The sequence below is a fragment of the Aeromonas sp. 95A genome, assembly GCF_051919235.1.
GTDB classification, from domain to species: Bacteria; Pseudomonadota; Gammaproteobacteria; order Enterobacterales; family Aeromonadaceae; genus Aeromonas; species Aeromonas veronii.
In genome coordinates this window covers 4,014,161-4,028,109 of record NZ_JBQBFC010000001.1, presented here as the reverse complement: position 1 = coordinate 4,028,109, position 13,949 = coordinate 4,014,161, and the positions used below count along the sequence as shown (strand labels likewise).

Annotated in this window: 10 protein-coding genes and 1 pseudogene; 8 read left to right on the top strand and 3 right to left on the bottom strand. The window is 61.4% G+C overall.

Annotated features, from left to right (window positions below; translation table 11 throughout):
• Positions 1–200: 200 nt before the first annotated feature.
• Complete coding sequence (gene sohB / locus ACTG2U_RS18470; protein WP_439974906.1) at positions 201–1,208, bottom strand: protease SohB; 1,008 nt, start codon at positions 1,206–1,208, stop codon at positions 201–203.
• 222 nt (positions 1,209–1,430) lie between these two features.
• On the opposite strand from sohB, the gene ACTG2U_RS18465 reads away from it, so the two are divergent.
• The gene (locus ACTG2U_RS18465) at positions 1,431–2,186 is read left to right on the top strand and encodes a YciK family oxidoreductase (protein ID WP_439974905.1); all 756 of its coding nucleotides are present in this window, start codon (positions 1,431–1,433) and stop codon (positions 2,184–2,186) included.
• A 127-nt stretch (positions 2,187–2,313) separates the two neighbouring features.
• The gene (locus tag ACTG2U_RS18460; RefSeq protein WP_108612094.1) at positions 2,314–3,228 is read left to right on the top strand and encodes a LysR family transcriptional regulator; all 915 of its coding nucleotides are present in this window, start codon (positions 2,314–2,316) and stop codon (positions 3,226–3,228) included.
• Between the two features lie 14 nt (positions 3,229–3,242).
• Here the strand turns inward: ACTG2U_RS18460 and ACTG2U_RS18455 are convergent, their stop codons facing one another.
• Complete coding sequence (locus tag ACTG2U_RS18455) at positions 3,243–4,415, bottom strand: MFS transporter (RefSeq protein WP_439974904.1); 1,173 nt, start codon at positions 4,413–4,415, stop codon at positions 3,243–3,245.
• A 182-nt stretch (positions 4,416–4,597) separates the two neighbouring features.
• Between ACTG2U_RS18455 and ACTG2U_RS18450 the strand changes: the two are divergent.
• Both ACTG2U_RS18450 and ACTG2U_RS18445 read left to right on the top strand, forming a co-directional pair.
• Positions 4,598–5,739, top strand: a pseudogene (locus ACTG2U_RS18450) (MalY/PatB family protein).
• An 81-nt stretch (positions 5,740–5,820) separates the two neighbouring features.
• Positions 5,821–7,233, top strand: a complete 1,413-nt coding sequence (locus tag ACTG2U_RS18445) for a TAXI family TRAP transporter solute-binding subunit (protein ID WP_429153779.1) — start codon at positions 5,821–5,823, stop codon at positions 7,231–7,233.
• Between the two features lie 104 nt (positions 7,234–7,337).
• On the opposite strand, the gene ACTG2U_RS18440 is transcribed toward ACTG2U_RS18445, so the two are convergent.
• Positions 7,338–8,252 (bottom strand): LysR family transcriptional regulator, encoded by a 915-nt coding sequence (locus ACTG2U_RS18440; protein ID WP_429153780.1) that lies wholly within the window; start codon positions 8,250–8,252, stop codon positions 7,338–7,340.
• A gap of 170 nt (positions 8,253–8,422) precedes the next feature.
• On the opposite strand from ACTG2U_RS18440, the gene ACTG2U_RS18435 reads away from it, so the two are divergent.
• From ACTG2U_RS18435 to ygjK, 4 genes are all read left to right on the top strand, one after another.
• Positions 8,423–9,679 (top strand): adenylosuccinate synthetase, encoded by a 1,257-nt coding sequence (locus ACTG2U_RS18435; protein WP_005334922.1) that lies wholly within the window; start codon positions 8,423–8,425, stop codon positions 9,677–9,679.
• A 197-nt stretch (positions 9,680–9,876) separates the two neighbouring features.
• A complete protein-coding gene (locus ACTG2U_RS18430; RefSeq protein WP_005353872.1) occupies positions 9,877–10,413 on the top strand; it encodes a YbhB/YbcL family Raf kinase inhibitor-like protein in 537 nt (178 codons plus the stop codon).
• 11 nt (positions 10,414–10,424) lie between these two features.
• Complete coding sequence (locus ACTG2U_RS18425; protein WP_439974903.1) at positions 10,425–11,225, top strand: helix-turn-helix transcriptional regulator; 801 nt, start codon at positions 10,425–10,427, stop codon at positions 11,223–11,225.
• A 195-nt stretch (positions 11,226–11,420) separates the two neighbouring features.
• Entirely contained in the window at positions 11,421–13,901 is a 2,481-nt protein-coding gene (ygjK, locus tag ACTG2U_RS18420; protein WP_064340865.1) for an alpha-glucosidase, read from the top strand.
• The last annotated feature ends 48 nt before the right edge of the window (positions 13,902–13,949 follow it).

The following is a 13,949-nucleotide window of genomic DNA, read 5'->3' as shown; positions in this document are numbered from 1 at the left end:
CGCTATGCTCCATGCCCCGCAGCTCTTACCACAAGATCCTGTCATAAACGGGGAAAGCATTCAGTTGTAACAGAGGGCCTCAATAGAAACAACCCTCGCTCACCAGCAAGGTGCAACCGGATGCAAAAAGGCCAGCCGGTGGGCATCGGCTGGCCTTTTTATCGCGGGATTTCCCTCTGGCTAACGCCAGAGGGCCAGGCTTAGCGCCAGGGGCTCTGCTGCCACAGCTGCCCTAATCCCGCTTCGAGCGCCTGCGCACCCTGCTGCCCCAGCTTCTGGGTCAGGCTTTTTGGCTTGCGATAGCTGATGCCGATCACCTTGTGGTGGCTGGCCTGCGCCAGCAGATAGTCATCGCTGGTGCAGAGGGTATCCACCAACCCCAGCCCCTTGGCCTGACTTGCCAGCCAGTGTTCACCGGTCGTGACCTGATCGATATCGAGTTGCGGGCGATGTTCGGCCACAAAGGCCTTGAAGCGCTCGTGGATCGCCGCCAGCTCCTCACGAAACTTCTCGCGCCCCAGATCATCGTTCTCGCCGAACATGGTGATGGTGCGCTTGTACTGCCCTGCGGTGTGCATCTCGAATTCGATATCGTGCTTTTTTAGCAACTTGTTGAAGTTCGGCAGCTGGGCGATCACCCCGATGGAGCCGACGATGGCAAAGGGGGCAGCCAGGATCTTGTCCGCCACACAGGCCATCATGTAGCCACCGCTCGCTGCCACCTTGTCGATAGCCACGGTGAGCTTGATGTCACGATCGCGCAGACGCTGCAGCTGGGAAGCGGCCAAGCCGTAACCATGCACCACGCCGCCACCAGATTCGAGCCGCAGCAGCACCTCGTCGCCGGGCTGGGCGACGCCAATCACCGCGCTCACCTCCTCGCGCAGGGAGGCCACCTCTTTGGCATCCATGCTGCCATTGAAATCGAGCACAAACAGGCGACTGCGCTCATCCCCCGCCTTGGCGCGCTTCTTCTGCTCCTCTTTCTGCTGCTTTTCCATCACCTTGCGCTCGGCCTTGCTGGCGAGCGCGCTATTGAGCGCAAACTGCCCCTGCTCCAGCTCGCTCGAGAGATCGGTCACCACCAGCTCACCCTTGCGCGCTTTCGGCTGGCGAGTGCTGACAATCATCAGGATGATGGCGCCGATGGCCAGCAGGAAGGTCACTGTCTTGGCCAGAAACAGGCCATATTCGGTCAGAAATGTCACGATGGACTCCAGAATGGATCGGTTTTCGTCACATTCTAGGGAGTTTGGTGAATGCGCGCAAAAAATCGCAGCCAGTGCCCGGAAAAACCAACCCGAGCATCACAACCTCTCTATTTTCTTCACATTTTTCTTGCCGCTGGCTGGTCAAACAGGCGCGCGGATCAGTACACTTGGCGCCGATTGCCATGCACTTATGGCCGGAATTTGTTAACAGGAGTTGTCATGCTCGATTATCAGGCGCCCCGCGATCTGCTCAAGGATAAAGTCATTCTGGTCACAGGTGCCGGCGACGGGATCGGCCGCGAAGCCGCCCTCACCTACGCCGCTCACGGTGCCACCGTGATCCTGCTCGGCCGCACCAGCGCCAAACTCGAAGCCGTGTATGACCAGATTGAAGCGGCCGGTTATCCGCTGCCAGCCATCGTGCCGGTGGATCTGAAAGGGGCCACCGCCGCCCACTACCGCGGCATGGCCGAAACCTTCGCCCAGCAGTTTGGCCGCCTCGACGGCGTGCTGTTCAACGCCGGTCTGCTCGGCACCCTCTCTCCGTTTGAACACATTCAGGAGAAGGAGTGGGACGAGGTGATGCAGGTCAACGTCAAATCGGAATTCCTGCTGACCCAGGCGCTGCTGCCGCTGCTGCGCCAGACCGCCAAGGCGCAGGGCGATGCCTCCATCGTCTACACCTCCTCCAGCGTGGGGCGCAAGGGGCGCGCCTACTGGGGCTCCTATGCCATCTCCAAATTTGCCATCGAGGGGATGATGGAAGTGCTGGCCGACGAGCTTGAGAACACCGGTGTGCGGGTCAATACCCTCAATCCGGGCGGTACCCGTACCAAGATGCGCGCCAGCGCCTTCCCGGCGGAAGATCCCATGAACCTCAAGACTCCGGCCGACCTGATGCCGCTCTACCTCTACCTGATGGGGTCGGACAGCCGCGGCAAAACCGGTCAGACCTTTGTGGCTCAGCCAAAATAAACAGGCGGCTCAGCCCAAATAAATCAATAAAATACCCAGAGTGTTGTGCGGCAGGGGTTAAATTGAATAGGGGGCACAGGCTCCCTGTTCGAACCACTGACCATCCTATCTCCAATCAGGTTGAACTATGTTTCGTCCCAAGAGCACGTTTGAGCAATGGCGGATCTTTCAGGCGGTGGTCGACTGCGGCGGCTACGCCCAGGCGGCCGAGGCGCTGAACAAGAGCCAGTCCTCCCTCAATCATGCGGTTGCAAAGTTGCAGCAGAGTCTGGGGGTGCCCTTGCTGGAGGTGCGCGGCCGCAAGGCGGTGCTGACGCCGGCGGGCGAGATCTTCCTCAAGCGGGCCCGTCAGTTGAGCCAACAGGTGGAAGAGCTGGAAAATCTGGCCAACAACCTGGAGCGGCAGTGGGAGCCGCAGATCAACCTCTATGTCTCGGCGCTGCAGCCAAGGGATCGCCTCTATCGGGCGCTGGCCAGCTTCTATCCTCGCAGTCGGGGTTGCCGGGTCAACCTGCACGAACGCATTCACTGCCACTTCAACGCCCTGCAACCGGGGGATCTGATGCTCTCCGAGCACCTGCCCGGCGATCGCACCGGTCTGCTGCTGGACGAGGTGTGCCTGCTGCCGCTCTGCGCCGCCAGCCATCCGCTGGCACAGGAGGAGGGGGCCATCCGCAGCGATGTGCTGACCGGCCACAACCAGATCAGCCTGCATCCCCCCATTCACCGCTCGGTGGACTGGAACGATGCGGATGACACCGGCTGGAAGGCGACCCACTACCACGAAGTGCTCGCCATGCTGCGCCTTGGCCTCGGCTATGCCTGGCTGCCGCGCCATCTGGTAGAGCGGGAGCTGGCAGAAGGGTCACTCATACAGCTGGATCTGGAGAGCGGCAACGAGCGCCACCTCTACACCTACTTGCTGACCCTCTCCCCCGAATCCCTCGGCCCAGCGACCGAGCTGCTGCTGCGCTGCCTGCGCAACGAATATCAGGGCGAATCATCGCTACTCCCGCACGCCCAGCCCCAGCACGACAAATAACAGCCAGCCCCCCGTCAGACGTTGGGCACCCGCCAGCTGGCGGCCAGTGCTACCAGTGCCAATCCCAGCGCAACCATAAAGACCCCGTGGAAACTCCACACCTCCGCCACCACACCGGCGATGGCCCCCGCCATGATGGAGCCGGTGCGGATGCTGTTGGCAAACAGGGTGGTCGCTACCCCGGCCCGCCCCGGCATCAGATCCTGAAAATAAGACATGCCGATCCCCGCCACGATACCAATGAAGATGGCGTTGAACAGCTGCAAGGCGATCAGGGCGTATTGATCGGTGAGGGTCACCAGACCGGTGTAAAAGGCCGCGCCAGCCAATACCGCCAGCAACATCATGGGGCGCTTGCCAAAGCGCGCCGTGTAATAACCCGCCAGCAGCATGAAGGGGATCTCCAGCGCCGCCGCCGTACCCATCAGGATGCCGGCAAGCTTCTCATCCATCCCCAGTTCCCGGGTGATATAGAGCGGCATATTGATGAGGTACATGCTGTTGCAGGTCCACATCAGGGTGGAGGCGATAAAGAGCGCCCGCACCGCCGGATCCCGCCAGCTGCTGACCCGCTCTGTCTCTTCGGCCATTTTGGGCAGCGGCAGAGAGGGCAGCCAGCGCCACACCACCAGGGCGCAGAGCACGTAGGCCAGTGCCGAGGCCAGATACATCAACTCAAAACCGTAGCCGATGGCCAGCGCAAAGGCGATGGGCGGGCCTATGACCCAGGCCAGCGAAAATTGGGCTCGCATCACCGAGCTGAACATGTCCGCCCGTCGGTTGCGGCTGTCGGAGTACTCCCGCGCCAGCGCAAACAACTGGGGGCTGGCAGTGGCCGCCAGCGCCGCCAACATGACCCCCAGACTCGCCAGTAGCCAGTAGTTGCGGTTCCAGGCAAACAGCAAGGAGAGCGCCACCCCGGCAAAGCAGCAGCGCAGGATCAGTCGCTTGCGATCCCCCTTGTTGTCGGAGCGGTGGCCCAGCCATTGGCTGACCAGAATGCCCACCACCGCATTGATGGTATAGAAGAGCCCGACCAGAAAGGGGCGCACCTGCACCTCTTCGGCCAGAAACAGACTTAAGGTAGGCACCTGCAGTGCCACCGCGACGCCGGTCATAAAGGTCACGGCAAGAAATGAAAGAGAGACGGGGTCCGGGCGTTTGACCGCCGCTATCGACAAGCTCATAGGGTTACCACTGATTGGAAGGACGATACGGGCTAACGGGCGGCAGCCGTATGAAAATTCGGCGCCTATCTTATGTCACTATCAAGAGCGGGCTCAAGGATGGCATAAGCGGGTGTGCGCCTTGCGAGGGAGGCCGCGACCCCGTAGAGTGAAAGCCCATCCTGCCAGCACAAGGAGTTCGCATGTTTGATTTTGATCAGGAAGTAGACCGCAGTGGCACCATGAGCCTGAAATGGGACAAGTACAAGGGTCAGGATGTGCTGCCCATGTGGGTTGCCGATACCGACTTTGTCTCCCCCCGTCCGTGATCGAGGCGTTGACCAAACGGGTTGCACACGGCATTTTCGGCTATTCACGCCCCTCGCCGCGCCTGATCGAACTCATTATCGAACGGATGGCGACCCGCTATGGCTGGACCATCGAGCCCGAATGGCTGGTATTCCTGCCCGGTGTGGTGCCGGGGCTCAACCTTGCCTGCAAGGCGTGGAGCCAGCATGGCCGCGGTATCATCACCCCCAAGCCGGTCTACTACCCCTTCCTGCAGGCGCCGGGCTTCAATGATCGCCCCCTACTCACCGTGCCGATGATTGAAGAGGCCGGTCGTTGGGTGCTGGATCTTGAAGAGCTGGAGCGTCAGGCTCCCGCCGCAGACCTGCTGCTGCTCTGCAACCCCCACAACCCGGGCGGCACCATCTTCACCCGTGACGAGCTGCTGGCCATCGATGCCATCGCTGCGCGCCACAATCTGGTAATCTGCTCCGATGAAATCCACTGCGATCTGCTGCTGGATAAAAACGCCCGCCACATTCCCTACGGCGCCATCAGTGCACAAGCGGCCGAGCGCTGCGCGGTGATGATGGCCCCGAGCAAGACTTTCAATATCGCCGGTCTCTGCTGCTCCTTCGCCATTATCCCCAACGCCCGTCTGCGCTTCAGGCTGCAGCAGGCGATGCGCGGCATCAGCGCCGACGTCAACCTGCTGGGCTTTGTCGCCGCCGAAGCGGCCTATGAGGGTGGCGAACAGTGGCTGACCGAGCAGCTCGACTATCTGGCGGCCAATCTGGCCCTGATCCAGCAGGCGGTTGCCCGCTGGCCCGGCGTCAAGCTGGCCAACCATCAGGCGACGTATCTGGCCTGGATCGATGTGAGCGCCCTTGGCCTTGCCGATCCCATCGCCTTCTTCGAGCAGGCCGGCGTTGGTCTCTCCCCCGGCGCCCAGTTTGGCGACGGTCAGTTCGTGCGGCTCAACTTCGGCTGCACCAGGGCACGGCTGACCGACGCGCTGGCGCGGATGGAGCGGGCAATCCTCAATAACAAGCCCTGATCAGCCAGCAACGGGATGGGCAAGCCCCATCCCTTTTTCCCTGTGTCACCAGCCAGCGGTCAACTCAGTCAACGGTCAATTATGTCTCTACGGATCTTGCATCACCTTCTGCTCCCCCTCTGTGCACTCTCTGCGCTGCTCTCCTTTGGCAGCCAGGCGCTGACTATCGGAACGGGCCCGCTCAATGGGGTCTACTACCCGACCGGTGGCGCCATCTGCCGGGTGCTCAATGCCGGCCATGCCCTGCATGGGGACAGCTGCACCGTGCAGAGCACCCGTGGCTCGATGGCCAACCTCAAGGCACTCGACAAGGGGGACGTACAGCTGGCGCTGGTGCAGTCCGATGTGTTGCACCACGCCCTGCACGGCACCGGCCCCTTCAGCGGGCAGGGGGCCAACAATGAGCTGCGCAGCCTGTTTCGCCTCTATCAGGAATCGTTGACCCTGCTGGCCGCCCCCAATAGCGGCATCACCACCCTGGCAGATATCGAAGGGAAGCGGGTCTATCCCGGCAACAAGGGCGCCGGTGAGCAGATCACCAGCCAGGCCCTGATGGCAGCCATGGGATGGCAACCCGGGCAGTTTGCTGCCTATCAACTCAAGTCGGACAGCGAACCGCTGGAAGGGCTGTGCGATGGCTCGCTGGATGCCGCTTTTGTGGTGGCCGGTCACCCCAGTCTGGCGGTCGGCGACCTGATCAGCCGCTGCAAGGTGCGCCTCATCCCCATCGAAGGGGAGCAGATCGACACGCTGCTCAAGCAACACCCCTATTACCAGCGCAGCCGCATCGCCGCCAACCTCTATCCGGGACAGACCACCGCCATCAACAATATCGGGATGAGTGCCGAACTGGTGGCGCTGGCCAGTCTGCCGGATCCCATCGTCCGTACCGTGCGAGATACCCTGCTGGCCCGGGTCAAACAGTTCAGCCGGCTGCATCCGGCCCTGAGCAAGGTGACCCCCGAGCAGTTGCAGGCGCAAACCGAGCTTCCCCTCCATGCGGGGATGTCGGATCGACCGCCAGCCCCCTTGCCACTGCCCCCCGAGCAGTTAACCGCGGAACAGCTGACGCCGGAGCCGTTAACACCGGCACCATCGGCCTCGGAGGCGGCGCCCACGACAGAGCCGGTGAGTGCCACCAGCGGGGCGACTACGCCCTCTGACGCGACCGCCACCAGCAGTGCCGCAGTGGCAACAGAAGCCACAGAGGTTAATCCCTTGCCCGAAGAGGCACTTGAGGTCACCCCCGAGCTCACTGCTACGCCGACCACAGAGGGGGAAATAGTTGCTCCCTCTGCCGCAGCGTCAACTGCGCCAGCACCATCGGCTGCCGTTCCAGCTCAGTTGCCGCAAAGCGCCTCTGCGGCAACTGCGCCGCAAGAGCAGGCAACCCAGCCTGCCAGCAGCGCAGTTGCTGACGAAACCCCACCGCAGGATAAGGCCGACACGTCACCCTCCCCTGCCACCAGCGCAGTCACGCCGCCGCAACCCTGAATGGTCAGCTCCCACAAATGCATCAGGGCAGCCTCAGCTGCCCTGATTATTGATATGCGCTCGACAGTGGCGAAATCAATTGGCCTGCTCACCTTGCCGTACCACTACGGCTCAATCACCCGGGTCAGATAGGGGTTGGGCTTCTGGATCTCCTCCTCCACCCAGTGCAGCAACTGCTTGATGGCGCGCGACAGCACCTGATTCTGGCGCACCACATAACCCAGGCTGGTGCCCGGGAAATCGGTCAGGCTGGCAACCGGCGCGGTCAGGTTGAGGCGAGGATGCAGGGAGAAGTCGGGCACGATGGCGACACCAAACCCGGCTTCGGCCCAGTCCAGCTGGGCGTCCACGCTGCCCACCTCCATGATGCGGCAGGGGGGCAAGGCCAGCAGCGGCAGGGACGGGTCGATCAGCGCTCGGGTACGGGTGTCGTGACCGAGCAGGATCAGGGTCGGCTCGTCGAGGGGGTCGCTCTCTCCCGCCACCGCCCGCGCCTGCCAGCGGGCAAGGCCGTGGCCCAGCGCGCACCAGGTCACCTGTTGCAGCTCGGTATAGAAGAGCGGCTCGCTGCGCTTTTGCGCCATGACAAAACCCAGATCCGCCTTGCCCGCCTTGACCAGCTCGGCGGCCTGATCCGAAGTGGTGTTGAACAGAGTGAGGTCGATGCCGGGAAACTCCCGCTTGAAGCGCTGGAACGGCTGGATCAGCAGCAGGCGGGAGATGATGTCGCTGGCGGCGATGGCCAGCGTCCCCTGACTCAGCTGGTTGAGGGCATTGAGATCGGACTGGCAGAGCTGCAACTCGGCAATCGTGCGCTCGGCGCTTTGCAGCAGCCGCTCCCCCGCCTGCGTCAGGCGAAACGGGCTGCGCTCGATCAGCCGCACCCGGGTCGCCTGCTCCAGCCGCTTGATATGCAGGCTGACATTGGGTTGAGTCATGTGCAGTTCGGTGGCGGTCTGACCAAAATGTTGCAATCGGGCCAGAGTGACAAAGGTTTGCAGCCAGTGAATATCCAGCATAAGAGTCCCTCAACCCGCGAGGTGCGGGGCTTGCCAGGCAAAATCGGACGGTTTGCCGCTTAATTGGCCATAATTATATGGTTTTCTTATCGGAATTATAAAGATAATTAATTTTTCTAATCCGCATCAGGCTCCTAGGATGGACGCCTAACGTCTTAGGAGAAAGAGTCATGTCGTCTATCGTAGTCGTAGGTGCTAACTGGGGTGATGAAGGCAAAGGCCGCATCGTGGATTATCTGGCAGGTCAAGCTGGCGCCAGCATTCGCTTCCAGGGCGGCAACAACGCTGGCCACACCGTGGTCAACGACCTTGGCACCTTCAAGCTGCACCAGGTTCCGAGTGGCGTATTCAACCCGGATTGCCTGGTTGTCCTCGGCCCGGGCATGGTGATCAGCCCCGAGAAACTGACCGTCGAGCTCGACGAAGTCAAAGCCTCCGGCGTGACTCCGAAGCTGGCCATCTCTGACCGCGCAACTCTCTGCCTGCCGCTGCACGCACTGGAAGATACCCTGGAAGAGCAACGTCTGGGTGACGGCGCCTATGGCTCCACCCGTCAGGGCATCGCTCCTGCCTACGGCGATCGCGTCATGAAGAAAGCGATCCTGGTCGGCTGGCTGAAACAGCCAGACGTACTGGTCGAGCGCATCCAGTTCATGCTGGACTGGAAACTGCCGCAGATGAAGGCTATCTACCCCTCCTTCGAATTCACCCAGACTGCCCAGGAGATGGCCGACTGGCTGCTGGAAGTCTCTGCCCCGTGGATCGACGCCGTCTGCAACGTCAGCATGCCGCTCAAAGCGCTGCAGGCGGAAGGCAAGACTCTGCTGTTCGAAGCGCAGCTGGGCGCTGGCCGTGACCTGATCTACGGCGAATACCCCTGGGTGACCTCCTCCCACGTATCTGGCGCCTACGCCGGTATCGGTGGCGGTCTGCCGGGTCTGCGCCCGGAGCGCGTCATCGCTGTGGCCAAGGCATTCAGCTCCTCTGTCGGTACCGGCACTCTGCTGACCGCCATGGAGAACCAGGACGAGTTCCGCAAGATCACCAACGAGTTCGGTGCCACCACCGGCCGTCCCCGTGATGTCGGTTACTTCGACGCGGTCGCCACCAAGAACGGTGTCGAGCTGCAAGCCGCCACCGAAGTGGCACTGACCAAGCTGGACTGCCTGACCGGTCTGCCGGATCTGAAGATCTGCGTGGCCTACGAAGGTGCCCACACCGAGAACCCGATTTGGCCGCAAACCGCTGCCCTGAAGCCGGTTTACGAGCAGATGGAAAGCTGGAGCGAAGACATCACCGGCTGCCGCACCTTCGAAGAGCTGCCCAAAGCGGCCCAGCAGTACGTGCTGCGTATCGAAGAGCTGCTCGGCGTACCGGTTCCGATGGTTTCCGTCGGCCCGGGCCGTGACGAGATGATCCTGCGCTAAGCCGCACCTCTTATCGTCAAACAAAAAACCGGCATCCCTGATGCCGGTTTTTTTATGGCTGCTATTTACCTTATCGCCATGAAAACCACCAAAAAGCTCAATTAACTCACCAATTGACCTCACATTGAGCCGTTCTGCAATAACATTCTACCCTGCCCTCGTTAAAGTGAACCCGTTACCACACGAGGAGTCACCCGATGAAATTGCTCAAACAGAGTGCCCTGTTGCCACTGCTCTGCCTGACGGCCATGCCGGCCTTTGCTATGACCCTGAAGAGCACGGACATTCACGAAGGCCAGTTGATGGACAAACAGTTCAGCTTCAACGGCTTTGGCTGCAGCGGCGACAACCACTCGCCCCAACTTAGCTGGCAGGATCTGCCGGCAGGCACCAAGAGTGTTGCCATCACCGCCTATGACCCCGATGCCCCTACCGGCAGCGGTTGGTGGCACTGGCTGGTGGTTAACCTGCCTGCCACCCAGAGCGAGCTGGCCAGCAATGCCTCCGGCAAGCTCAAGCAGGGATTGGAGATCCGCACCGACTTTGGCAGCCAGGGTTACGGCGGCCCCTGCCCGCCCGCTGGTCACGGCATGCACCGCTATCAGTTCACCGCCTGGGCCCTGCCCCATGATCTCGAGGTGAAGGCTGATACCCCGCCCGCTATGGTAGGCTACATGCTCAACAGCATGGCGCTCGGCAAGGCCACCCTGACCGCCACCTTCGTCACCCCCTAGGAGCCAAACGGATGAGCACTCCCCTGCTGCAACAGAGCCACTATCTCGGGATCCGCCAGCAGCCCCTGCATCGGGTGCTCATCTACGCCCCGACCCTCATCTGGGTCACCCAGGGGAGCAAGCAACTATGGTGGCGCGAGCGACGTCTGTCGTTTGACAGGGAGCGGTGGCTGCTGATCCCGGCAGGCCACCAGCTCACCTTCGTCAATCAGCCGGAGCAGGGCAAATTTCGCTCCCACGCCATCACGCTGCTCACTCCGCCGCCACCAGAATGGCTGGCCGAGTCAGCCCCTTCCCACGCCGATTTGGAGGAACCCGCCGTCAAGGTCACCCCCGGGCTCGCCTTCTGCTTTGAACTCATCAGCACCATGGCCGAACGGGGACTGAGCGAGGCAACCCAGGCCGAACTGCTGCGCGGCTTCTATGCCGAGCTGCGGGCCGCCAACGCCCTAGGGTTACTCTTTCCCGCCAGCACCATGACCCTCGCAGAGCGGCTGGCACGCTACCTGGCGGTGGAACCCGGCATCGACCACACCCTGGAGGTGGTGGCCCCCCACTTCTCCATGAGCCGCGCCTCCATGGTGCGCAAGCTGGCCGCCGAAGGTCGCAGCTTTCGCCAGTTGCTGGCTCAGGTGCGCATGAGTCACGCCCTCAACCTTTTGCAACAGGGCCTGACCCCGCTGGAGGTCGCCCTCGCCTGCGGTTATGACTCCCCCAGCCGTTTTGCCGCCCGCTTCAAACAGGAGTTCGGCCTGACGCCCCACCAATACCTGCACACCTGCCCTGCCAGATTGGCGAGCAATGGCAAGTAAAATATTACTTAAAGCCAATCTTATGTAACCTGATGTAACCCGGTGATCCCGCTCACATTGCCGCCTCTTCAGAGTGTGATCTCGCGCCAACGCTCCCTTTTCTCTTGCCATACAATGGCTACCGAACACCTTTTCACTAAAAATAAGCGTAAAAAATCTTCCTTTTAACCTACATAAACGGAATTGGAGCGAGCAATGTTTCGTAAAACTTTACTCTCGGTAGCCCTCGGCACCGCCCTGTTCGGACTGACTGCCTGCAACGATAACCAGACAGAGAGCAGCACAGTCGCCAAACCGGAGCAGGCCATCCAGTACAAGGACGTGATCGACCGTCGGGGAACACCGACCCAATTCCGCGACTTTGACAGCTACTCCAACCTCAAATACAACCCGCTGCTCGATCTGGGGGCCTGGCACGGTTTCCTGCTGCCTGCCAGCGACAAGGAGTGGGGGGGCTTTACCGGCCCCATGGTCATCTCCGAGGAGTACAGCCTCTTCTTTGCCAGCGAGCTGGACAAGCTCACCCTGAGCGATGCGAGCGGCCGCCCGTTTCCGCTCACCAGCGCCCGCAAGCAGGAGGTGTACGCCATTCCCGGAGCGCTGGTGCAACGCTTCGAGTTCGAGCCCTTTACGCTGGAGCTGGAGCTGCGTTATGGCGATGCCCGCACCGCTCTTATCCGCACCCGACTCATCAATCAGACCGATGCACCGCTCACCCTCAACCTCAACTGGCAGGGCGAGTTGCTCAATCAATGGGATGCCAAGGATACGATTGCCAGCAAATATCCAGGCTGGACACGCACCATCAGCGAGAGCGACAAAGGAATCGAATTCCAGTTCGGTAAACTGCGCAGCACCTGGAACATCATGCAGAGCGGCAGCGCCCGCTATCGAATCGACCGCACCCTGCCAAGTCGCACCACCCTCGACCAGAAGACACTGGGCTACCAAAGCGACGCCAGCATTACCCTGGCCGCCAAGGGAAGCGAGGATATCTACACCCTGCAGAGCTATCTCCACTCCGCAGATGACGCCAGCCGCCATCAACAGAGCCATCAGGCCCTGCTGGCCAACCCGGCCAGCTATTTTGCCGACTCCATCCGCCGCTGGGAGGGCTACCTTGCCAAGGGGCTCTCCAATCAGGGTATCCCCGAGTCGGAGCGCCGCATCGCCGTCAAGGCGATGGAGACCCTCAATGGCAACTGGCGATCCCCGGCTGGCGCCATCCTCCACGATGGGGTAACCCCCTCCAATACCGCCCGCTGGTTCGATGGCGTCTGGGCCTGGGACAGCTGGAAGCACGCCTATGCCATGGCACACTTCAACCCTGAGGTAGCCAAGAATAACGTGCGCGCCATGTATGACTATCAGGTACAGCCGGATGATCCGGTACGACCGCAGGATGCGGGCATGGTGATCGATGCCGTCTTCTACAACAAGCTGGCGGATCGCGGTGGCGATGGCGGCAACTGGAACGAGCGCGACACCAAGCCGCCCCTCTCCGCCTGGGCCATCTGGGAAATCTACAGCGCCACCAAGGACAAGGCCTTTATCGCCGAGATGTATCCCAAGCTGCAGGCCTACCACGACTGGTGGTACCGCGCGCGGGACAACAACCGCAACGGCATCATCGAATATGGCGCCACCAAGCATGTGGAGCACAACGACGAGTACGGCAATATCACCTTCAAGGTGCAGTACTCCAACGGCATTCCCGCCGGGCTGGATCTCTCCAGCTGTACCAGTGAGGGGGATGGCTGGTATGCCTGCGCCGGTATGCCGCTCTATCAACAGGTGTTGAACGTGGGCGGTTACAGCGACATGGATATCGGTGCCCAGCACGGCGCCGGTTGGGAGTCAGGCATGGACAACGCCGCCCGCTTCGGCTTTATCGAACCGGGCCAGCTGCAACGTTATGCCGACAAGACCTATGGCGGAGATTTGGCCAAGGCGCGTCAGGACTGGAACGTCGCCTTCTTTGAAAACCATCAGGACAATGGCGATTTGATCGGATTCTCCATCGATCAGGAGTCGGTGGAGCTCAACGCCTTCCTCGCCAAGGAGAAACGCATTCTGGCCGACATGGCCGACCTGCTTGGCAAACCGGACGACGCAAGCCGCTACCGCGATGGCGCGACCCAGCTGGCTGGTTACATCAATAGCTGCATGTTCGATGAGGCATCAGGCTTCTATTACGATCGCCAGATTGCTCAGGGGGATGTGGCTGACGGCAACGGCTGTGTCGGCAAATTGCTGACCGCTCGCGGCCGTGGCCCGGAAGGGTGGAGCCCGCTCTGGGCAGAAGTCGCCGACAAGGAGAAAGCGGCGCGGGTGCGCGAGGTCATGCTCAACGCTCAGGAGTTCAACACAAAGATCCCGCTGGGCACAGCCGCGCTGACCAACCCGGCCTACGACCCCAATATCTACTGGCGCGGCCGGGTATGGCTCGATCAGTTCTACTTCGGGGTGAAGGGGCTGGAGAACTACGGCTATCGCAGCGATGCCGAGGCACTGGTCAACAAGCTGTTCAACAATGCCGAAGGACTGGCGGGCAGCGGCCCCATCCGCGAAAACTACAATCCGGAGACCGGCGCCATGCAGGGGGCCAGCAACTTCAGCTGGAGCTCGGCCCACCTCTACATGCTCTATCGCAACTTCCTGAAACCACAGGCGTAAGCTTGCTCCAACATGCAAAAGGCCTCCGGATGGAGGCCTTTCTGTTTT